The following is a 20,800-nucleotide window of genomic DNA, read 5'->3' as shown; positions in this document are numbered from 1 at the left end:
GTCGCCCCGACCCCCGAAACAACGAAACCCCGCTACCTCAAAGAGTGTGCGGGGTTTCGGAAAGCGGCGAACTTGGCAGGCAGGAAGAGGAAAAGCAGAACTGTGTGCCTTTTATGGCAGTGCGCTGCTTGTCAGAGCATTTCTTCTACTCCTTGGCCGGGTCGCGCGGCACCAGCTTATCCATGATGGAAGCGGAGCCCGTAATAGCAGGCTTTTTCGCTTTTACAGCTTCTTCGCTCTTCTCTGTCAGCTTTTTGTAGAGCGTGAGAGCTTGTGCCACTACCTGGTCCATGTTGTAGTACTTGTAGGTAGCCAAGCGGCCCACAAAATGTACATTTGGAGTTTCGTCAGCCAGCTTCTTGTACTTGTTGTACAGCTCAGCGTTTTCGAGGCGTGGCACAGGATAGTATGGGTCGCCTTCGGCTTTCGGGTACTCATACACGATGGCCGTTTTGGGGTGTTTCTGGCCGGTTAGGGCCTTAAACTCGGTGATGCGCGTGTAGAGGTTGTCGTTGGGATAGTTCACGACGGGAGCTGCCAAGTAGCTTTCCTGGTTCAGAGTTTCGTGCTTGAACTCCAGGGAGCGGTAGGGCAGCTTGCCGTATTTGAAGTCGAAATACTCGTCTACCGGCCCCGAGAAAATCATTTCCTTAAAGGGAATGAAGTCGATGATGTCGTGGTAGTCGGTGTTGAGCATCACCTTGATGTTGGGATGGTCCAGCATCCGCTCGAACATGCGGGTGTAGCCGTGTAGCGGCATGGCCTGGTAGGTATCGGTGAAATACCGGTCGTCGCGGTTGGTGCGTGTAGGCACGCGGCTCGTCACGGACTTGTCCAGCTCCGACGGGTCCATGCCCCACTGCTTGCGCGTGTAGTTGCGGAAGAACTTCTCGTACAACTCCCGCCCTACCTTACTCACTACCACATCTTCGGAAGTGCGGATAACGGGCACCTCCTCGGCCAGCGACTCCAGAAACTGCTCTACCTCAAAGCTATTCAACGAGAGGCCATAGAGCTTGTTGATGGTGTCGAGGTTGATGGGCATGGGCACCAGCTGTCCGTCTACGGAAGCCAGCACGCGGTGCTCGTAGGGGCGCCAATCAGTAAAATTAGAGAGGTACTCGAATACGTCTTTCGAGTTGGTATGGAAGATATGCGGACCATACTTATGGACCAGGATGCCTTCCTCGTTGTAATGGTCGTAGGCGTTGCCGGCAATATGGCTGCGCTTATCCACAACGAGAACTTTCTTATTCGAACGGGTAGCCAGCCGTTCCGCCAGCACGCTACCGGCAAAACCGGCCCCAACAATCAGGTAATCAAACATAGTTTTAAGCGTGTTGTGGTTGATAGAAAGAAGAATCAGGAAACAGACACTGTGGAAGCAGCAGCGCCGGGCGCAGCCGTAGTTTTAGCCTGAAGGCGGCTTTGCATGAGGTCTACCATCTGCTCCCAGGTCAGGTCCCAGGAGATAGTAGCCAGATACTCGTCGGTGCGGCGCTGCCAGTCGGCGTCGCGGGTTTGCGTAAGGGCCTTGTCAATGGCCTGGCCGAACTCATCGGCGGTAGCGGCAATCTGAACGAGGTTCAGCTCACCATATGGGCGCACCACGTCGCGGATGGGGGTGCTGACGACCGGCCGGCCGGCAGCTAAGTACTCCGGCGTTTTGGTGGGCGAAATGAACTTAGTGCTTTCGTTGTCGGCGAATAGCAGCGTAGCTACATCCCAACCCCGCAGGTAGGCAGGTAGTTCCTGGTAGTCTTTGCCGCCGAGGTAATGGATGTTGGGGTGGCTCGGCAATGTGGCCGGATCAATCTTGACCACCGGCCCGATGATGACGAACTGCCATTCCGGGTGCGCGTCGGCCAGTTGTCCCAGCAGCTCAATATCAAGCCGCTCATCTACTACCCCAAAAAAGCCAACGCGGGGAGAGGCAATGCCAGCCTGGTCGGCAGGTTCAGTCATTTCGCCACGTGCCTGTCCGAAATGGTCTTTGTCGATACTACTCGGAAACGGATGGGCATCGGGGTGCTGCTGGCGCTTGGCTTCGTAGAGTGTGTGGCCGCCAGTGAATACCAAATCTGCTTTTGCAAACAGCTCTTGCTCACGCTCCCGCAGTGCGGGGGGCGCAAACTTGAAAGCGGCCAGCTCATCCATGCAGTCATACACGGTCAGGGACGGCTGGAAAAAGCGCGACTTGCCCAATGCCATGGGTGTGTAGTACCAGCCGATAAAGTTGTCGACGCCCTGCTCATCAAAATAACGGCTCAGCACTTCAAACTGAACCTGCTCGGCAGCCGCTTCATCGGTGCGCAGACGGGCAGGCAGGTGCACGACCAGTACTTTCAGGCCGTGTTGGCGCTCTTTCACTTCTATATGCGGCTCAATCAGATCATCGTTGTGGAAAAACGCTTCTTCCACATAAAAAACCCGACCCTGTTGTGCAAAGCGCGACATCAGGTGTTGCGGACGTTGCCACACAAAGTCCCAGTGCAAATGGGCAAAACAAACTAAATCGGGTAGAGCGGAGCGGAGAGGTACAGCAGAAGCGTCAGAAACGGAAGTGGTAGCTGGTTCAGGATCAAAGGCATAGTCCTTCGAGCCCACTGGCGGAGTCAGCGGCATAATTGGAGTAGAGATGGATGTAACATGAAGCCCAGTTGCCCGCGAGAGGCAACTACTAGCTGGCACACACAATACCCTATACGCCCGGGTATTTAAAAGGATATTGACGAGCTAACGCTAATTACAATGGCATTCGTTCACTAAAACCAATAGCTCAACTGTGCTATCACAGTAACTGCTGCATTTCCACGGCGTTCTGCCAGCCGTCGGCCGTACGCAACCACTCCAGCCTCACTCCTACTCGCTTGTAACCAGCAGCCTTAAATAGCTGTAAACTGGCAGTATTATCAGCAGCTATGGTGCAGTGCAACTGGTGCAGCCGCAATACCTGCCGGGCATAGAGCTGCAGCAGCTCCAGCGCCGCTCGGGCATACCCCTGCCTTTGGTGCCGGCTCATCACCATGATACCCACCCCGGCCCGTTGGTGCAACGGCTCAAACCCGAATAGATCGAGGGTTCCGACTGCCTCCTGCGTAGCGGTGGCACACAGTACCAGCCGCAATTGCCGCACTTCATGAAAGTCGGCAGCGGCATTGTCGAGGTACTGCCGCAACGTGTAGCGCGACACCGGCGCCAGCGTATCCGACACGCTCCACACGGCCGGATCATTTTCCAGCGCGTACAGAAATTCTAGGTCTTCGGCTTCCAATGGGCGCAGGAAAACCAAGTCGGAACGGAGCATAAGCGCAAGAGGAAAGCAGGACGTACGCCCTCATTTCAGAATCGGCAGCAGATTGGCTTATACCTCCACCTTCCCTTCAAAGACCCGCGTGGCAGGGCCGCTGAGGAATATGTTTGTGAAGGTACCGTCGGGGTGCGCCTCAAACGTAACGCGCAGGTCGCCGCCAGGCGTGCGCAGGTGCACGGGGCTGGCCGCGCCGCGCCGCGAAGCTGCCAATGCCACTGCCGTGACACCGGTGCCGCAGCTCAGGGTTTCGTCTTCTACGCCCCGCTCGTAGGTGCGCACCTGCCAGGGCTGGCCAGCTATAGCCGGAGCTTCCACGAAATTTACGTTAGTGCCTTTTTCCCGGAAACGCTCATTGTAGCGAATGGAGCGGCCTTCCGAAAACACATCAAGCTCAGCAAGGGTACTGGCGGGTTGAAAACGCACCAAATGGGGCGAGCCAGTATCCAGAAACACGCCGCAGTCTTCTATTTCCTGCTGGCCCAGCACGTCTTGCATGCGCAGGTGCACGGTCCCGTCGGCATCTATCCGGGCCTTATGGGGGCCATCGGCGGCCAGAAATGTGGTGTCGGTTTTGATGACGCCCAACTGCCGCGCAAACGCCACGGTGCAGCGCCCACCGTTGCCGCACATAGAGCCCAAGTAGCCGTCGGCATTGAAATACACCATCTCAAAATCGTACTGCGGATGCTGGCGGAGCAGAATCAGCCCGTCGGCCCCGATACCGCGGCGCCGGTCGCAGAGGTGGCGCACCAGCGTGTGGTTGGTTTCGTCGAACTGATGAGAACGGTCGTCCATCATCACGAAATCGTTGCCGGTGCCTTGGTATTTGAAGAAGGGAAGCGTCACGGAAGCAGAGGTGTAATCAGAGAAATTTGCGCAGCAAGGCAATCTGGCCGGCGTGGTAAAGGTAGTGTTGCGCACTACCATGCAGCAGCACATAAAGCGTCACTTCGGAGCCGCCTGCTTGCAACACTTTGGTTTCCAGCGAAGTATCAGTCAGGAACTCGGTGGCAGCTAGTAACCGTTGGTGGGCACTTTGGAGTTCCTGCTGTGCCTGCTGCCACTGCCTTTCATCGGGGTCCGTTGCAAAAGCCGGCCAATCCTCATTGGTAAGCGGCGTTTGCTGCTGTTGCTCCACACGCCAAGCCACGGTGCCAGCCCACGTGGCCAAGTGTCGCACTAACTCCCCGATGCTGTGCACGCCGGCCAGTGGGTGCGCCGCGGCTTGTGCGGCCGACGTTCCGGCTAGTGTAGCCTGCAGTGAAGGCCCCGACCAGGCATCACCATCAAAAGCACGCCGCAACTGGTCTGCTATTCGTTGAGTTTCGCGCATGATTTTCAGTCTGCTTCTTTTATGGCCATATACGGTGCCGGCCGAAACTGCGCCATGCCGTACCTTTGCCCGCCTGCCTACCGGCAGCCTAAAAGTAGTTCTATGTACACGTTTCTGACCACGAGCCCCTGGGCCGATTACGAGCTGATTGACGCCGGCAACTTCGAGAAGCTGGAGCGTTTCGGCCAGCACATTCTGGCCCGGCCCGAGCCCCAGGCCATCTGGGACCCGCATCTGCCGGCTTCAGAATGGCAGCGCGCCAACGCCACGTTCACCCGTGAGAAAGGCAGCCAGGAACGAGGACAATGGAAAATCAAGCCCGGTACACCTGAACAGTGGCTGATTGGCTACGAGCGGCCCGACGGCCTGAAGCTGCGGTTTCGGCTGGGTATGTCGTCGTTCAAGCATGTGGGGCTGTTTCCGGAGCAGGACCCCAACTGGCAGTTCATCTACAACCAGACGCGCAAGCGCAAGGCGGCCGTACCGCGCGTGCTCAACCTGTTTGCCTACACCGGCGCGGCCACGCTGGCTGCCCGCGCCGCCGGCGCCGACGTTACGCACTTGGATTCGGTGAAGCAGGTCAATTTCTGGGCCCGCGACAACATGGAAGCCAGCAACCTAGATGGGGTGCGTTGGCTGGTGGAAGACGCCATGAAATACGTGCGGCGCGAAGTGAAGCGCGGCAGCAAGTACCAGGGCCTCATTCTTGACCCGCCCGCCTACGGCCGCGGCCCCAACGGCGAGAAGTGGCAGCTGGAAGACGAGCTTAACGAAATGCTCAAGCTCTGCAAAGAACTGCTCGACCCGCAGGACCACTTCTTCCTCGTCAACCTGTACTCGCTGGGATTTTCAGCCCTTATTCTCGACAATCTAGTGGGTGAAATCTTCCCGAACATGCGCGATAAGCGCGAAATCGGGGAAATATACCTGCACGACCAAGCCGCCCGCAAACTGCCGCTGGGCACATTCTGCCGGTTCGCTACCTAGTTCGTTTAGGTGATGCACAAGGTCATGTCGACCTGAGCTTTATTCTCTAAGCATGAACTGTTACCAAGGCTGCTTTCTGCTTATTGCGCAAATCCTACTAGGGTTCTTCGCAAGCGCAGGACGATAGTGTTTCCTTTACTGCCTCACTACCCTACCACCTTATTATCCTGGTCCATGTCCTCACTGCATCACTCGCCGCACCGCCGGCTGGCCCTTATCGACATGGGCACCAACACGTTTCACCTGCTGATTGTGGAACTGCCGGAGGCGCGCCACGCACAGCCGGTGGTACTGTTGCGCACCAAAGTAGGCGTGCGGCTTGGTGAAGGCGGCATCAGTAAGGGACATATTGCGCCGGAGCCGTATGCGCGGGCCCTGCACACGTTGGCTGGCTTCAAGGAAGAAATGGAGCTGCACCAAGTAACGGATGTGCGCGCCACGGCTACCAGCGCTATGCGGGTCACGGCCAACGGGCCGGAGCTGGTAAAGGACATCTTCGAGCAGACCGGCATCCGGGTAGAAGTCATTGCCGGCGACCGGGAAGCCGAGCTGATTTGTGCCGGCGTGCGCCAAGCCGTACCGCTGGGCCCGGAGCCGCACCTTATCATGGATATTGGTGGGGGCTCGGTGGAATTCATCATTGCCAATGAGCAGACCATTTTCTGGAAACAAAGCTTTGAAATCGGGGCGCAGCGGCTGCTCGACCAGTTCTTTCCCGATGCCAGCGGTGTTATTTCTACTGAGGCCGTAGCCGCCGAAAAAGCCTACCTGCGCACGGTGCTGACGCCGCTGGCTGCCGCCGTAGACGAGTTCCGGCCGGTGGGTCTGATTGGCGCATCCGGCAGCTTCGACAGCCTGGCCGATATGCAGCTGGGCCGGCTCCGCACCGAAGCCGAGCTGCCGCCCAGCACTGAATTGGCACTGGAAAGTTTCCGCCGCAGCTACACACAGCTACTGAGCCTGCCGCATGAAGAGCGCAAAACGCTGCCCGGTATCCTGCCCATGCGCGCCGACATGCTGGTGGTGGCCGCCATCCTTACCGATTATGTGCTGGAGTTGACGGGCATTACGCACCTACGTACTTCCGCCTACGCTCTGAAGGAAGGGCTGCTGGCCGAAATGCTACGGTCGCCTTCTCAGGCCTGATGACGTGCAGCGCTACTCTTCCTCACCCTGTTTCTTACATACCGACTGCTCTGTAACTCAGGGGTCCACCCTGTGAATGGGCAGTAGCGTATCATCTGCTTTATGACGACAACCCTCTCCTACAACCAGCTCTTCACCTTCACGGAAGCCGTGTTTCGCGGTATGGGCTGCCCCGACGACGATGCCACGCTGGCCACCGAAACCTTACTTTCCGCCGATTTACGCGGTGTCGACTCGCATGGAGTAGCTCGGCTGATTGGCTACGTGCGGCTTTGGGAGGCCGGCCGCATCAATACCGCCCCCCGTGTGGGCGTGACCTACGAAACGCCCAGCACCGCCGTAGTAGACGGCGACGGAGGCCTGGGACTGGTGGTGGGGCCGCGCGCCATGCAGGTAGCCATGGATAAAGCCCGACAAGTGGGGTCGGGCTGGGTTTCGGTGAAGAATTCTAACCACTTCGGCATTGCGGGCTACCACGCAATGAAAGCCCTGGCCCACGACATGATTGGAGTGGCCATGACCAACGCTTCGCCACTGGTTGCCCCCACTTACTCGCTGGAGCGCCTGCTGGGCACCAACCCTATTGCAGTGGCTGTGCCCGCCGGCGAGCAGCCCGACTTTGTGCTGGACATGGCCACGACTACCGCCGCCAATGGCAAGCTGGAAATTGCGCAGCGCAAAAATCTGCCAATCCCTGAAGGCTGGGCGCAGGATGCTGCTGGCACTGGCTCCACTGACGCTAACGCCGTGAAAAACGGTGGTGCGCTGCTACCGCTCGGCGGCGCTACTGGCTCGCATAAAGGCTATGGCTTGGGCGCGGTGGTAGACATATTCTCCGCCGTGCTGAGTGGCGCGAACTACGGACCATGGGTGCCGCCATTCGTAGTCTTCCTACAGCCTTCCGAGAACCCCGTGGGCCAGGGTCTGGGCCACTTTTTCGGGGCTATGCGCGTGGATGCCTTCCGCCCGGCTGACGAGTTTAAGGCGCACATGGACAATTGGATTGCTACGTTCCGGGCCGCGCAGGCAGTAGAAGGTCGCCACGTGCTTATTCCCGGTGACCCGGAGCGTGAAACCTCTGCCGTACGACTGCTGGAAGGCATTCCGTTGCTGGAGCCAGTACTTAAAGACCTGGAAACGGTGGGCAACAAATTCGGAGTGAAACTTTAAGGCCCTTCTTGATACCCCAAACAGAAAAAGGCCCGCTGACAAATCATGTCAGCGGGCCTTTTTTTATTCTTTATGAACGGCTGTTAGCTATTGGCCGACAGCAATGTGTTCATGGCTACGTCCTCGTCCAAATACTTCGAGGAGTAGGATTGGTCGGGGCCGTTCAAAAACAGGCAGGTGCCGCCGTTTACAGCTTCAATGATTTCGTCCTTCTGATCCATGGGCAAGGCCGGGCACCCGAGGCTACGGCCCAGGCGACCATACTGCTGGATGAACTCCTCACTCACGTAATCGGCACCGTGCATGACCACAGAACGAGCCAGTGCATTGGTGTTATAGCCTTCGTCTACGCCATTGAGCTTGAGTGAGCGTCCGTGCTTACCAACGTATTCGCCCTGCGTCACATAGAAGCCCAGGCTACTCATGTTCGACTCGTTCTGGTTAGAGAAGTTGGTGGCTACATTCTCCCCGGAGTTGTGGCCGTGTGCTACCAGCGTGTGGAACTTGACCTGCTTAGCTTCCAGATCAAGCACCCACAGGCGCTTTTCGGTGCTAGGCAACTCAAAGTCAACTACCGTCAGCAACTGCTTATCATCGGAAAGCTGGCCGTCGTGCTGCAGATTCAGATAGCCGGTCATGGCTTTTTCAAATACTTCGTAGCGCAGGCCCTGTGCTTCCACATTCAGGTCGCGGTACATATCATGCAGTTGCTGACTGAAGAAAGCAGCCTGCAGGCTTTTAGCCGACGGCAGGGCATTCGACATGCTAGCCGCATTGGCCTTGCTGTTGACAACCGGCGCGGCCAGCGGTGTGGCCATAAACAACGACGCGACGAAAGGCAATATACGACGAGCCATACGGCGCGCCCGGCGCTTCAGCCGCAGGCGATGAACTACACTCTGATTTTCCATCGACACAAGTCAGTTTCGGTTGCAGATAAACGGCCGCTCGGATGAGTAGCCGTGTTACGTGTGGTCTTACGGGAACCGGACCATTCCAGATACATCGGAACCCCGTTAGCTGATATCTAATATAATGCCGATTTCGCTATATAAATTCCTTGCCACCTGGAAAACTGGCAAAAGCAGAACCATAACTAGCTAATACACCATCAATATTTTACCATTTATTTATCGACTTTGTAATCCTATAATCCGCTCCTTTCGGCGAAGAATAGTCGTCGTTTTTCTTTCCAACCAATTCCCACATTCTCTCATGTACAACGGTACAAACTCCTGGTGGCGCAAGCTCACCCTGGCTGCGGCTGCCCTTCTGGTTCTGGGCGGCCAACCTGCCAAAGCCCAAAAAGTAGTGCTTCAAGGCTACTGGTGGGACTATTGGAACACCAACTACCCCAATGGCTGGGCCAACTACATTGCGCTGCTGGCTCCGCGCCTGAAAGCAATGGGCATTGATGCCGTGTGGCTGCCGCCGAGCATCAAAAACGGTAACCAAGGCAACGGCTACTCTCCCTTCGACAACTACGACCTAGGGGATAAGTACCAAAAGGGCTTCACGGCCACCCGCCTTGGCAACAAAGATGAACTACTGCGGGCCGTGGCGGTGCTGCATGCCAACGGCATCGAGGTAGTGCAGGACATTGTACTGAATCATAATGATGGCGCCGGCTCCCAGAGCGGTGCGGGCGGCCAGGACCCAGCGGCCTGGGAAGATGGCTCGACCAGCAAATACAAAAACTTCCGGTATGTGAGCTACAGCAAGCCTGCCACTGATGAAACCGCAGCTAATTACTTAGCCCGCAATGGCCGCTTCCCCAAAAACTGGCAGAACTTCAACCCAAACCCCGGCAACAACTCCACCTCCGGCGACTGGAATGCGGTGTACTTCGGGCCCGACGTGAGCTACTACAGCGGCTCGTATGGCCAAAGCTCCAATGCCACTTTCAACCCGGCCCAGAGCGCCGACTACATGCGCAACAACGTGCGCAACTGGCTGGTGTGGTACAAGAAGCAGGAAGGCTTTGATGGCGTACGCCTAGATGCCGTGAAGCATTTCCCCGACTTTGCCATGGAAGATTTTCTCTACAACATGCAGAGCAACTCCGGCTGGGCAAATGGCGGCGCCACCATGTACGCCGTGGGCGAATGGGTAGGTTCCTCGGGGCAGATGGACGGCTGGGTAAGTAATGTGCAGAACCGCGCCGGCACCTTCGATTTTTCGTTGCGCAACGGCTTATACAGCATTGTGAGCGGAGGTGGCAACTTTGATCTGGGCTCGTTACCCAGCTACCAGCAAGGCACACGCGTGGTGCAGATCAATGGGCAGTACGTGCACCGCACGGTACCCTTCGTGAACAACCACGACACCTTCCGACCTCAAGTGAGCAGTACCGGCAACTACACCGGCTGGAACACGGGTTCGGAACTGGCCCCACACATCGACCCATTCGATCCGCGGCTGTCGGCTACGTATGCCGCCGCTCTAGCTGTTGACGGCTCGCCACAGATTTTTTTTGAAGACCTGTTTAACATCGGCAACACGGGCAAGCGGTATTCCCACCAGCCTACCAGCGCCACGGATCTGCCTCAGCGTTCCGACATCGAAAACCTGATCTGGTGCCACCAAAACCTGCGTTTCAAGGATGGTGCCTACAAAGTGCGCTGGCAAGCCGCCGACCACCTCGTAATTGAGCGTAGCACCAAGGCCCTCATTGGCATCAACGACAACTTCTCGACTTGGCAGAACAGCACGGTTTCGTGTGATTTCGCGCCTGGCACAGTGCTGAAGGACTACTCGGGCGCCAATGGCACGGCTACTGTGACAGTAAGCGGCTCGCAGACCGTAACTATCAATACACCTCCCTGTAACGGCACAGCCACTGGCGGCCGCCGTGGCTACTCAGTATGGGCTCCTACTGGCATCGGCACCAACTATACCCGCGCCGCCATGGCCACCACCCAGGAATGGGAACTGGCCGATGACCTCGGCGACTCACATGCGTCGTCCTTGAAGCAGGGCGGGCAGCTACCGGCTTCTTCTACAGCTTACCGCACGGCGGGCCGCATTTATGTGGAGTCAGGCAAAGCGGTTACCTACACCCTGTTCCCGACGGATGCCACCCGCAGCCTCACGGTGGAGCTGGTGAGTGGTACAAGCACCATTCTGACTAGCAGAACCGGCACCGGCAACCTCACCGGAACCTACACCCCTACCGCTACCGGCTGGATTACGTTACGGGCTAAAAACTCCGTAGCAGCCAATCCTGGTCAGCGAGCCTTCATCAAAGCCACCTATACGGCTCCTGCTGTGCTGACCTCTACTGCCCTGCGCGAAGCCAGCACGCTGGCTGCCACAGCGCAGTCGGCTCTGGCTAGCGCCGACCTGATGGTATACCCCAACCCCACCAATTCTGACCGGATTGATGTGGTGCTGCAGTCGCCGAAGGAACTGATGGCTACACTCCGGCTGGTTGACCTGCTGGGCCGCCCGGTGCACGAGCAGTCGGTGCGCCTGTACCCCGGCTCCACCGAGCAGCGCCTGCGCGTAACTCGCGCCCTTCCGGCCGGCGTGTACCTGCTGAATGTGCCCGAACTGCACCTGAGCCGCAAAGTGGTAGTGAAGTAGGTTATCAACTTTATTGCATAAAGGCACAAAAAGAGGCTCCCTGTTATAGGGAGCCTCTTTTTTTTCAATCACCAGAGCACTTCCTGAGAAGATTATAACTCTGTGTAATGCGCTACCTCTCGGGTACTGTCATTTCTTAGCCAGACATGCCCCCCAAGGCAGTACAGGATTGTGAATTGCTGGCCGGTCCGGAGTAGCTGTATCAACCGTCCGTGTCTACTTGTTTTTGCAGTCGACAGAGGGTCTTCGTGCACTATAGTGAAATCACGCCCGCTATAGGCTTCCCAACTGGCATCGTCGAGGCGGGCCGGCATGAACAATGTAAAGTCGATGAGGATGGCGACGACAGTGCCACAGAACAACAGGATACTGGTTTTATACCTAGTACGCATCTTGCTATACCTTGATAAAATGAATTACCGCCACCCTCGCGCTGCCAATTGCCGGGCGGCGGCGGCGGCATCCAGCCACTTTGATTCCAAACCGGGGCCGCTGAGGTAGAGGCAGCCACCCTCCCCCACCGTGCGGATAATGGCGCGGTACTGGTCGGGGGGTAGGGCGGGGCAGCCGCGGCTATAACCGGCCTGGCCGTGGCGCTGCAGGTGCTGGCGGCTCACGTAGTCGGCGGCGTGCAGCACCACATAGCGGCGCAGGGCGTTGTCGTTCTGGCCTGCGTCGAGGCCGCGGAGGCGGCGCGAGAGGCCGTGCTTGCCGCCATAGGTGTCCTGCGTGCGGTAGAAGCCCAGCGCTGTGCACGCCGATTTCATAACGTTGGAGAAGCGGTGGGCGCGTAGCTTGCCCGAGCCTCGCCCGTGGGCCACATGGCTTCGGTGCAGCACTTCGCCTTTCTGCAAATCCAGTACCCACAAACGCTTCTCAGAGGAAGGCAAATCCATATCGGCCACAGCCAGGATGCCAGGTTGGCTGATTTTTCGGGCCTGGCGCAGCGTCAGGTAGCCTACGCAGGCCCGCTCCAGCACCTCCAGGCGCAACTCAGCGGCCTCAGGCCCTAGTTTGGCGCGCAATTGCTGCACAGCCTGATGCAGCGAATCCGAAACGTTGGCCAGAGGCACTATAGGTGTCAGGCGCAACGAGTCGGGCACTACGGCTACTCCTGACTGGGTTTGAGCGGTATTAGGAGCAGAAACTATAGCAGCCGGTAAGGCCTTGGTTTCGGAAGCAGAAGCGTGGCACCCGCTCAGGCCGAGCCCTACTAGTAGTCCGGCTACCAGTTGCCACAGCATGCCCCGCATTTTCCCAACAAGCATACGCATGCTGGCAAGGTACTCAGGAGAGAGCAGCAGCCGATAAAAAACCACACCTTTTATCGGCGGCCGTGGCCGGGTTTTCTTCGTTACTTTTGTGCCCTTTGCGGATCTGGGTGGTTATGCCCTTCCACATTCGTTTCGCTCACCGCGCGCCGCTCGTCGGTACGCTGCCTTTTCGCTATGGCCAAAGTCGCAATTAACCTCTCCACGGGGAGCATACAGCAGGAAGAAATCATCGTTGGCATCGACCTAGGCACCACCAATTCGCTGGTAGCCTACATTCAGCCCGATACCCGCCAGCCCCGCGCCATCAACGACCAGGGGCGCGGCACCATCGTGCCATCGGTGGTGCATTTTCCGCAGGGCGGCGAAACGCCGATAGTCGGCACTGAAGCCAAGCAATACCTGCTCACCGACTCTGAAAACACCATTTATTCGGTGAAGCGCCTGCTGGGCAAAAGCTACAAGGACCTCGGCGAGCATGCCCGCGAGCTGGGCTACAAAGTCATCGATGACAACTCTGAAGGCTTGGTTAAAATCCGGGTTGGCGACAAGTTCTATTCTCCCATCGAGCTGTCGGCGGAGATTCTGCGGGAGTTGCGCGCCCGCGCCGAGCACGCCCTCAAAACGCCCGTCAACAAAGCCGTTATTACGGTGCCAGCGTACTTCAATGATTCCCAGCGGCAGGCCACCCGCGACGCGGGCCGCCTAGCCGGCCTAGAGGTGCTGCGCATCGTGAACGAGCCGACGGCAGCGGCTTTGGCCTACGGCATTGGCCTTTCGCCTGACGAGGAAAAAACCGTGGCCGTGTACGATCTGGGCGGCGGCACGTTCGACGTAAGCATCCTGCGCATTCAGCAGGGCATCTTCGAGGTACTGAGTACCAACGGCGATACATACCTCGGCGGCGACGACCTCGACTACGCCATCTACGAATACTGGGCTACCGAATACCAGCTCTCCACGCTGCTGTACCAGAGCCCCGAGACGCAGCAGCAACTACGCCTGCTGGCGGAGGAAGCCAAAGTACAGCTCAGCCAGAACGAATCCTTCGAAGCCGATTTCGAGGGCACGCTGCTCCCGCTCAGCAAGGCGAAGTTCAATGAGTTGGCCGACCCTCTGGTAGCACGCACCATAGATTCCTGCCGCCGGGCCATGGCTGATGCCAAGCTCACTCCTGCCGACCTTGATGCGGTGCTGCTGGTAGGAGGCTCCACCCGGGTGCCTCTGGTATACGATTCGGTGTCGGCGTTTTTCCAGCAGCCCGCCAACAACTCGCTCAACCCCGATGAAGTGGTAGCCCTTGGTGCCGCCATCCAGGCCGACATACTGGCCGGCAACCGCCGCGACGTGCTCCTGCTCGACGTGACGCCCCTAACGCTGGGCATTGAAACCCTGGGCGGCCTGATGGACCCCATCATCCCGCGCAACTCCAAAATCCCGACCAAAGCTGGCCGCCAGTACACCACCAGTATAGACGGGCAAGTGAACCTGAAAATCTCGGTGTATCAGGGTGAGCGGGACTTGGTGCAGGAAAACCGCAAACTGGCTGAATTTGACCTGCGCGGTATCCCAGCCATGCCGGCCGGCCTTCCCAAAGTCGATGTAAACTTCATTCTGAATGCCGATGGCATTTTGAAAGTAGAAGCCGTCGAACTGCGCTCCAACACCCGTACTTCCGTCGAAATAAAGCCGCAGTATGGCCTTACTGATGAGCAAGTAGAGCAAATGCTGATGGATTCCCTCACGCACGCCCGCGAAGACGTAGCGGCACGCATGGTGATTGAGGCCCGTACCGTGGCAGAGCAGATGATTTATCAGGTGGAGCGTTTTGTGGAAAAAAACCACCAGCATCTCACCGAAGACGAAATCACGCATACGGCGGCGGCTACTCAACTCCTGCGCGAGTCGCTCGAGACGAAAGATAAAGACACGATCCTCAAGGCGGTAGATGAACTGGAGGCCCTGACCAGCCCTTACGCCGAACGGGTAATGAACATCTCCATCAAGCAGGCCATGACCGGCAAAAAAATCGAGTAGTCACGTTGGCTTACTCTGTAGCCGTTGAGCACTTCGCACAATACCTTCCGAAATGCCCTACCAACGCGTGGTAGGGCATTTTTGCTTTATTTACGGTAGTTAATTCCCCGCTGCCATTGCCGAGCCTGTAGTAATAAACGGTACAAAAAACGTTTTTGGCTTGATAATCCACTCTGCAGTAGTTGTAAACGGCACAAATAACATGAATCCAGCACTTGCTCGCCTACATCATATTGCCCAGCAGCCTAGTCGCCGCATTATCGGCTTGATGTCGGGTACCTCACTGGACGGCTTGGACGTGGTGCTGTGCCGGCTATACGGGCACGGGCCAGCCACTCGGCTGGAACTGGAGCAGTTTGCAACGGTGCCGTACGATGAGGATGTTCGGCGCCGCGTCCGACAGGTGTTTGCGGGGGGCGGAACAGGACAGGTCAGTTTGGAGTACCTGACCCTGTTGAATCCGTGGCTGGGCCGTTTGCACGCCGATATGGTTCTGGATTGTTTGCGCCAGTGGCGAGTAGAGCCCTCCGAAGTAGATCTGCTGGCTAGCCATGGCCAAACCGTTTACCATGCGCCGGCACATCAGCATCAGCACCCTGATTTTCTGGGGCAGGATGCCACTCTGCAGCTTGGCGACGGCGACCAACTGGCCGTACGCACCGGTATTATCACTCTCAGCGACTTTCGGCAAAAGCATATTGCAGCCGGCGGAGAAGGTGCTCCGCTAGCTGCCTACGGCGACTACCTGCTCCTCAGCAGTGCTGAAGAGGAGCGGCTGCTGCTCAACCTGGGCGGTATTGCCAACTTCACCTACTTGCCCCGCACCGGCCAAGACAGCAGCACTGCTTTCAGCACCGACACTGGCCCCGGCAACACGCTATTGGATGCTACGGTGCGCGCCCACTATCCAAACCTTGCTTACGATGAGGATGGCCGTCTGGCAGCAGCCGGAACTATACACAGCGCACTATTAGCTGCGCTGCTAGAGCATCCGTTTTTTGCGGCCCCCTTGCCCAAAACCACCGGGCCTGAACTGTTTGGCGCCACTTATCTACGGCAAGCACAGGAATACACTGGCACTCAGGCGCTGGGCATTGAAGATCTACTGGCTACTCTGGCCGAACTAAGTGCCATTGGAGTAGCGCGGGCAGCACAGCAAGTATTCGGGCCTCAGCCGGCCCTGGCCGTGTACACCAGCGGTGGCGGCGCGCATAACACTGTGCTGCGGGCTGCTTTGGCGCGCCATCTGCCAGCCTGCCGCTTCGCTACTACAGATGTATTGGGCATACTGCCCGACGCTAAAGAGGCCATACTGTTTGCCGTGCTGGCCAACGAAGCCGTGGCGGGACAGCCCATCAGTATTGGAGCAGGCAGGCAGCGGGTACCGGCCGTCAGCATGGGCAAAATTTCCTGGCCTACTTAGCCTTTTACCAGCAGCCTGCAGAAACAGGCTTGAGGGTACAGTAGCCTTCTATTTCACCGATTGCGGGGCCGGAACCAGCCCAAAGCTGAGAACCTGCCGAGCCGTACTGTCGCGGAACGTTACATCAAGCTGCACCTGTGGGCGCGGTAGCAGCGTGTCGCTCCGGAACATAAAGGCCACGAAAGAGCGGGTTGTAGTGTTGTCACTGATGCGGTAACCCAGCTTGTACAGGTCGATGGTACGCTGGCGCTGTAGGCCCTGCTGCTGCAACGGCTGCGCTGCCGCTTGAAACTGTGCCAGCGGTACGGCAGCGCTTACTTCGGGAGCCAAAAGTGCATAGGCAGCCGGATAGTTGCCGGCCAGCACCGCCAACAGAAACTGGCGTGCCACCTGTACTTGCGAAGGTGATTTCTGGGCAAAAGCTCCGGATAACGGTAGGCAGAGCAGAAGGCAGACTAGTACCAGCCGACGAGCTACACTCAAACCGGAAGGGGAACGAAGCCAATGGGGGTGGAATTGCGGCATGATCTGCTTACGGCAAATCTGACGCCACAGTGGGTGCAGCCACGAAGTATCCTTAGTTTTCCTGCTGTGGTACCAGCACGAAAACATCTTCGCCGGGGCGCTTCATGATGTATTTTTCGCGGGCAAACTTCTCCAATAGTTCGGGGCTGCTGAGCAACTCGGCTCGCTCACGCTTCACCACCTCAATGTTGTCGAGGTAGTATTGTTTCTCGGTTTGCAGCTCCTGCCACTTAGCGTACATATCGTACTGCTTCACGAAGTCGTTGGCGTCGAAGAGGAACATCCAGACCAGAAATCCCATGCCGGTGTAGAAATAGAAGCTGCGCAGAAAGCGTGGCACACGGGCGGTTAGGTCAGTGAGTTGCATAGCCAAAGATAAGAATGTAGCTCAATGAATGACGCTGTTTTTGGCAGCCGTTGGCAGGTCTCTACCGTAAGCCGTTCACTCAAAGGTGAAGTACCGTTTTAGGCTTCGACTTAATTTATGAGGACGCGGCGTGTAACCTCTGCGCCTGCTACAGTCATCCGCACCAGATAGATGCCAGCCGGCAGGTTTTGGGTGTCGATAGAGGTTTCGGTTTGAGTCGGTCGTAGCGTTTGCTGCACTACTGCTCGTCCCATAGCATCAACCAGCGTCAGCTTAGCTGCCTGTCCGGCTGCTCCGGTATGGATTATTAAGCTATTGCCTCGGGCTACAGGATTAGGATATATCAGTAAGGCATCATCGGACGACGTAGCAGCCGTAGCAGACAAAGCGCCGGCCACTATCAGGCGCAGAGCACGTGAGTTATTATTCTCGTTCGATTCGGCTATCTGGTTGCGTGGGTCTATAACCAGCAGCAGATAATAGTTGCCGGGCACCGTAGTGGCAGGTACAGCCAGCAAAGGGGCTGAAAAGATTGTACCAGCACCCGTTGACCCATTGAGGGCCCCAGGTAGGCTACCGCCCGTAATCTGCCCCATAAATACATCCGTACTCGCCGAAAACACAGTGTCTGCCGACAAATAAAAGCCTACTTCATATGCACTGGCAGCACCAGCACCCCGGTTAAAAATGAAAGAAAAGGCACCTGTATTACCGCCGGCCGGCACAGTACTGAAGGAAATAGAAGGCCGCCACAATTCCAGGTCCGGTAACGCCGGGCTTCCCGCAGCTACCTGTACCGGAAACGTCACCACATTGTTGGTCTCATCTGATTCCAGCTCGGCATTCAGAGGATCGGCCACAAGTACCAGATAGTAGCCACCGGGGCTCGTCAGGGCAGGAATGATAGCCGTTATAGACGTGGGCCCAGACTGGCCGGCCATCAGCAGACTCTGGCAACTACTGCCCAGATAGGCATCAGTAGCATCCCAGGTAGAGTTAGTAGACAGATAGTAGCCAACGCAGTTGAACTGTGCGCCTGCACCCGGATTTCCGTTGACGCGGATATGTGCCGACATTGAATAAGTACCCCCGGCCTGCACAACAGTGGGCAAGGAAAATGGTGCGACAACTATCAAATCGGGTCTGGTCTGAGCCTTCAATGAAACAACGAGCCCGACCAGCAGCCAGCACAAGAGTAGTAATTTCTTCATGGGTAACATCAATAAACAACTGCCAAACACGTGGCAAAGATCTGACAAAATTTTATTGAGCAACCAGAAATCATTGATGCCTTTTTCAGCTTCCCATTAGCTGCTGGGTGCGGGTAGCACCGCGCCAAAAAGCCCGCCCAGGATAATTTGGACGGGCTTTTTGATAACACAGGGGCAGTAAATGCCTACATCTTACGGCCGGGGAAGTACGCTACTTCTCCCAGCTCTTCCTCGATACGAAGCAACTGGTTGTACTTAGCCATCCGGTCGGAGCGCGACGCCGAACCGGTCTTGATCTGGCCGGTGTTCAGGGCCACGGCCAGGTCGGCAATGGTGTTGTCTTCGGTTTCGCCCGAGCGGTGACTCATGATGCTCTTGTAGCCGTTGCGGCGGCCTAGGTTGATGGCATCAATGGTTTCGGTGAGCGTGCCAATCTGGTTTACCTTGATGAGGATGGCGTTGGCAATCTGCTCATCGATGCCGCGCTGCAGGCGGTTTACGTTGGTCACAAATAGGTCGTCGCCTACCAGTTGGGTGGTGCTGCCGATGCTGTTAGTGAGGTTTTTCCAGCCGCTCCAGTCGTCCTCATCCATGCCATCCTCGATGCTGATGATGGGATACTTCTTGGTCCAGTCAGTCCAGTAGCTCACCATTTCCGAAGAAGTCAGCTTGTCGCCGGTGCTCTTCTTGAAGTGGTAGTGGCCATCGGAGTAGAACTCCGAAGCCGCCGCGTCCATGGCAATCATCACGTCGTCGCCGGGCTTGTAGCCAGCCGTTTCAATGGCCTGCAACACAATCTTGATGGCGTCTTCGTTGGATTTGATATTTGGAGCAAAACCGCCTTCATCCCCTACGTTGGTGCTGAAACCCTGCTTTTTGAGCACGTTTTTGAGGTGATGGAAGATTTCTGTACCCCAGCGCAGCGCCTCCGAGAACGAAGGAGCGCCCACGGGCATAATCATGAATTCCTGGAAGTCGATGCTGTTATCGGCGTGCGAGCCACCATTCAGGATGTTCATCATCGGCACGGGCAGCGTAGTGGCATTTACGCCGCCTACGTAGCGGTACAGTGGCATACCAGCTTCCTGTGCAGCGGCGCGGGCAATGGCCAGCGAAGCCCCTAGAATTGCATTGGCACCCAGGTTGGCTTTGTTCGGCGTGCCATCCAGCTCCAGCATGATTTTATCGAGCAAGCCCTGCTCGAACACTGAAAAGCCAATCAGTTCTTCGGCAATTTTGCTGTTTACATTCTCAACGGCTTGCAGCACGCCTTTGCCCATGTACTTGCTCTTGTCGTCGTCGCGCAGTTCCACGGCTTCGTGCTTGCCGGTGCTGGCGCCCGAAGGCACGGCGGCGCGGCCTACCGTGCCGCTATCAGTAGTCACGTCCACTTCCACGGTCGGGTTGCCGCGCGAATCAAAAATCTGACGGGCGTGAATTTCGGTGATAATGCTCATGAGGAAGAATATGGGGTTGAACAGTTGTCAGGTACGGGTAATGGCCGGTGCTGGCCATTGCGCCGCAAGGTAAAAATTAGCCCCGACCTTTCAGCCCCTGCCCCTGATACTCCAGCCGCTAACTAGGCTAGGCCAACGGAAGCTGCCGGAGTATTGGCCAGCTTCCGTAGCTCCTACCCTTCCAGCCAGCGCCGGAACTCAGGAGTCTGGGCTGCGCTGGTGGTGAGAGTAGCACCACCGGTCCTAAGCTTTACCACCAAGCGGTTGTTGAAGTACGGCTCCACTCGCTCCACAAAAGCTATGTTCACCAACTCCGAGCGGTTTAGACGGCCAAAGCACGCCGGATCTAACTGGCGTTCCAGTTCCGTCAGTGTACCGCTGAGCGGGTACCGCGTACCGGCCGCATCCACGGCAAACGTCACACCTTCATCGGCCTGTACATACGCTATGTCGTGGGTCTGCAGCACATAGAAACTGTTGCGCATCCTCACGGAAAAGCGCTGCTTATAGTGTGGCTGCGCATTCTGGCGTAAGGCAGTGCGCAACTCCTCCACCACTTCCATGCTGAGCGCGGCCGGCGCGGAAGCACCACCCGCCAGACTAGCACGCAACCCTTTATACTTTTCCAGCGCTTCCTGCACTTGCTCGTAGCTAAAAGGTTTGAGCAGATAAGCAATTCCGTTTCCTCGGAAAGCTGGCAGCAAAAACTGGTCGTAGGCAGTCGTGAAGATGATAGGACAGGTCACGCGGAACCGCTCGTACAGCGTGAAAGCGTTGCCATCCAGCAACTCGATATCGGAAAAAATGAGGTCCGGCATCGAATTGGTTTGCAGCCACACCAGCGCCTTTTCCACACTCCGCAATACAGGGGGCGTTTCGGCTGTTACTCCTGCCTGCTCCAGAAACCGGAGCATCTGGCGGGCGGCGGGCTCTTCATCTTCTAGAAGTAGAATACGCATACTGCAACTGAGTCAA

Annotated in this window: 18 protein-coding genes and 1 pseudogene; 6 read left to right on the top strand and 13 right to left on the bottom strand. The window is 57.1% G+C overall.

The features are described from left to right. Nucleotides 1–145: 145 nt before the first annotated feature. The 5 genes from glf to H4317_RS03685 all read right to left on the bottom strand — a co-directional run bounded on the left by glf (nucleotide 146) and on the right by H4317_RS03685 (nucleotide 4,646). Nucleotides 146–1,327: a UDP-galactopyranose mutase gene (gene glf, locus H4317_RS03705; protein WP_185888812.1), complete on the bottom strand. Its 1,182-nt coding sequence runs from the start codon at nucleotides 1,325–1,327 to the stop codon at nucleotides 146–148. A 35-nt stretch (nucleotides 1,328–1,362) separates the two neighbouring features. Beyond that, nucleotides 1,363–2,625, bottom strand: a complete 1,263-nt coding sequence (locus tag H4317_RS03700) for a glycosyltransferase family 1 protein (protein WP_185888811.1) — start codon at nucleotides 2,623–2,625, stop codon at nucleotides 1,363–1,365. Nucleotides 2,626–2,791: 166 nt separating this feature from the next. Then, nucleotides 2,792–3,307: a GNAT family N-acetyltransferase gene (locus tag H4317_RS03695; RefSeq protein WP_185888810.1), complete on the bottom strand. Its 516-nt coding sequence runs from the start codon at nucleotides 3,305–3,307 to the stop codon at nucleotides 2,792–2,794. 57 nt (nucleotides 3,308–3,364) lie between these two features. After that, complete coding sequence (gene dapF, locus H4317_RS03690; RefSeq protein WP_185888809.1) at nucleotides 3,365–4,159, bottom strand: diaminopimelate epimerase; 795 nt, start codon at nucleotides 4,157–4,159, stop codon at nucleotides 3,365–3,367. 16 nt (nucleotides 4,160–4,175) lie between these two features. Beyond that, complete coding sequence (locus H4317_RS03685) at nucleotides 4,176–4,646, bottom strand: DinB family protein (protein WP_185888808.1); 471 nt, start codon at nucleotides 4,644–4,646, stop codon at nucleotides 4,176–4,178. Between the two features lie 102 nt (nucleotides 4,647–4,748). On the opposite strand from H4317_RS03685, the gene H4317_RS03680 reads away from it, so the two are divergent. The 3 genes from H4317_RS03680 (at nucleotide 4,749) to H4317_RS03670 (ending at nucleotide 7,949) form a co-directional block, all read left to right on the top strand. After that, nucleotides 4,749–5,633, top strand: a complete 885-nt coding sequence (locus H4317_RS03680; RefSeq protein ID WP_185888807.1) for a class I SAM-dependent methyltransferase — start codon at nucleotides 4,749–4,751, stop codon at nucleotides 5,631–5,633. Between the two features lie 174 nt (nucleotides 5,634–5,807). After that, a complete protein-coding gene (locus tag H4317_RS03675; protein WP_185888806.1) occupies nucleotides 5,808–6,779 on the top strand; it encodes a Ppx/GppA phosphatase family protein in 972 nt (323 codons plus the stop codon). Between the two features lie 102 nt (nucleotides 6,780–6,881). Beyond that, nucleotides 6,882–7,949 (top strand): Ldh family oxidoreductase, encoded by a 1,068-nt coding sequence (locus H4317_RS03670; RefSeq protein ID WP_185888805.1) that lies wholly within the window; start codon nucleotides 6,882–6,884, stop codon nucleotides 7,947–7,949. Nucleotides 7,950–8,032: 83 nt separating this feature from the next. Here H4317_RS03670 and H4317_RS03665 read toward each other — a convergent pair whose 3' ends face one another. Next, nucleotides 8,033–8,806 (bottom strand): murein L,D-transpeptidase catalytic domain family protein, encoded by a 774-nt coding sequence (locus H4317_RS03665; protein WP_260625808.1) that lies wholly within the window; start codon nucleotides 8,804–8,806, stop codon nucleotides 8,033–8,035. Nucleotides 8,807–9,164: 358 nt separating this feature from the next. Between H4317_RS03665 and H4317_RS03660 the strand changes: the two genes are divergently transcribed. After that, a complete protein-coding gene (locus H4317_RS03660; protein WP_185888803.1) occupies nucleotides 9,165–11,534 on the top strand; it encodes an alpha-amylase family glycosyl hydrolase in 2,370 nt (789 codons plus the stop codon). 416 nt (nucleotides 11,535–11,950) lie between these two features. Here the strand turns inward: H4317_RS03660 and H4317_RS03655 are convergent, their stop codons facing one another. Further along, on the bottom strand, nucleotides 11,951–12,802 hold the full coding sequence (locus H4317_RS03655) for a murein L,D-transpeptidase catalytic domain family protein (RefSeq protein WP_185888802.1): 852 nt from the start codon (nucleotides 12,800–12,802) through the stop codon (nucleotides 11,951–11,953). A 180-nt stretch (nucleotides 12,803–12,982) separates the two neighbouring features. On the opposite strand from H4317_RS03655, the gene hscA reads away from it, so the two are divergent. Both hscA and H4317_RS03645 read left to right on the top strand, forming a co-directional pair. Further along, nucleotides 12,983–14,842, top strand: a complete 1,860-nt coding sequence (hscA, locus tag H4317_RS03650; RefSeq protein ID WP_185888801.1) for a Fe-S protein assembly chaperone HscA — start codon at nucleotides 12,983–12,985, stop codon at nucleotides 14,840–14,842. A 202-nt stretch (nucleotides 14,843–15,044) separates the two neighbouring features. After that, a complete protein-coding gene (locus H4317_RS03645) occupies nucleotides 15,045–16,265 on the top strand; it encodes an anhydro-N-acetylmuramic acid kinase (RefSeq protein WP_185888800.1) in 1,221 nt (406 codons plus the stop codon). Nucleotides 16,266–16,313: 48 nt separating this feature from the next. Here H4317_RS03645 and H4317_RS03640 read toward each other — a convergent pair whose 3' ends face one another. From H4317_RS03640 to H4317_RS03620, 6 genes and pseudogenes are all read right to left on the bottom strand, one after another. Beyond that, nucleotides 16,314–16,655, bottom strand: coding sequence for a hypothetical protein (locus H4317_RS03640; protein ID WP_185888799.1), 342 nt, complete (start codon nucleotides 16,653–16,655; stop codon nucleotides 16,314–16,316). A 187-nt stretch (nucleotides 16,656–16,842) separates the two neighbouring features. After that, nucleotides 16,843–17,157, bottom strand: a complete 315-nt coding sequence (locus H4317_RS03635) for an FtsB family cell division protein (RefSeq protein WP_185888798.1) — start codon at nucleotides 17,155–17,157, stop codon at nucleotides 16,843–16,845. 110 nt (nucleotides 17,158–17,267) lie between these two features. Beyond that, nucleotides 17,268–18,233: a CARDB domain-containing protein gene (locus H4317_RS03630; RefSeq protein ID WP_260625807.1), complete on the bottom strand. Its 966-nt coding sequence runs from the start codon at nucleotides 18,231–18,233 to the stop codon at nucleotides 17,268–17,270. Nucleotides 18,234–18,239: 6 nt separating this feature from the next. Continuing rightward, a pseudogene (locus H4317_RS19515) lies at nucleotides 18,240–18,368 on the bottom strand (hypothetical protein); the annotation flags it as partial. 185 nt (nucleotides 18,369–18,553) lie between these two features. Beyond that, nucleotides 18,554–19,825, bottom strand: coding sequence for a phosphopyruvate hydratase (eno, locus tag H4317_RS03625; protein ID WP_185888796.1), 1,272 nt, complete (start codon nucleotides 19,823–19,825; stop codon nucleotides 18,554–18,556). 173 nt (nucleotides 19,826–19,998) lie between these two features. Further along, nucleotides 19,999–20,784, bottom strand: a complete 786-nt coding sequence (locus tag H4317_RS03620; RefSeq protein WP_185888795.1) for a LytR/AlgR family response regulator transcription factor — start codon at nucleotides 20,782–20,784, stop codon at nucleotides 19,999–20,001. Between the last annotated feature and the right edge of the window lie 16 nt (nucleotides 20,785–20,800).

It is taken from the genome of Hymenobacter sediminicola, assembly GCF_014250515.1.
GTDB classification, from domain to species: Bacteria; Bacteroidota; Bacteroidia; order Cytophagales; family Hymenobacteraceae; genus Hymenobacter; species Hymenobacter sediminicola.
This window is presented reverse-complemented; position numbering and strand designations above follow the sequence as displayed.

Coding starts and splice junctions, on each gene's coding strand:
- glf (WP_185888812.1), bottom strand. CDS start 1,327: ATGTTTGATTACCTGATTGTTGGGGCCGGTTTTGCCGGTAGCGTGCTG.
- hscA (WP_185888801.1), top strand. CDS start 12,983: ATGGCCAAAGTCGCAATTAACCTCTCCACGGGGAGCATACAGCAGGAA.
- H4317_RS03680 (WP_185888807.1), top strand. CDS start 4,749: ATGTACACGTTTCTGACCACGAGCCCCTGGGCCGATTACGAGCTGATT.
- H4317_RS03665 (WP_260625808.1), bottom strand. CDS start 8,806: ATGGCTCGTCGTATATTGCCTTTCGTCGCGTCGTTGTTTATGGCCACA.
- H4317_RS03645 (WP_185888800.1), top strand. CDS start 15,045: ATGAATCCAGCACTTGCTCGCCTACATCATATTGCCCAGCAGCCTAGT.
- H4317_RS03675 (WP_185888806.1), top strand. CDS start 5,808: ATGTCCTCACTGCATCACTCGCCGCACCGCCGGCTGGCCCTTATCGAC.
- H4317_RS03655 (WP_185888802.1), bottom strand. CDS start 12,802: ATGCTTGTTGGGAAAATGCGGGGCATGCTGTGGCAACTGGTAGCCGGA.
- H4317_RS03700 (WP_185888811.1), bottom strand. CDS start 2,625: ATGCCGCTGACTCCGCCAGTGGGCTCGAAGGACTATGCCTTTGATCCT.
- H4317_RS03660 (WP_185888803.1), top strand. CDS start 9,165: ATGTACAACGGTACAAACTCCTGGTGGCGCAAGCTCACCCTGGCTGCG.
- H4317_RS03695 (WP_185888810.1), bottom strand. CDS start 3,307: ATGCTCCGTTCCGACTTGGTTTTCCTGCGCCCATTGGAAGCCGAAGAC.
- H4317_RS03630 (WP_260625807.1), bottom strand. CDS start 18,233: ATGTCGGCACATATCCGCGTCAACGGAAATCCGGGTGCAGGCGCACAG.
- H4317_RS03635 (WP_185888798.1), bottom strand. CDS start 17,157: ATGCAACTCACTGACCTAACCGCCCGTGTGCCACGCTTTCTGCGCAGC.
- eno (WP_185888796.1), bottom strand. CDS start 19,825: ATGAGCATTATCACCGAAATTCACGCCCGTCAGATTTTTGATTCGCGC.
- H4317_RS03670 (WP_185888805.1), top strand. CDS start 6,882: ATGACGACAACCCTCTCCTACAACCAGCTCTTCACCTTCACGGAAGCC.
- H4317_RS03685 (WP_185888808.1), bottom strand. CDS start 4,646: ATGCGCGAAACTCAACGAATAGCAGACCAGTTGCGGCGTGCTTTTGAT.
- H4317_RS03620 (WP_185888795.1), bottom strand. CDS start 20,784: ATGCGTATTCTACTTCTAGAAGATGAAGAGCCCGCCGCCCGCCAGATG.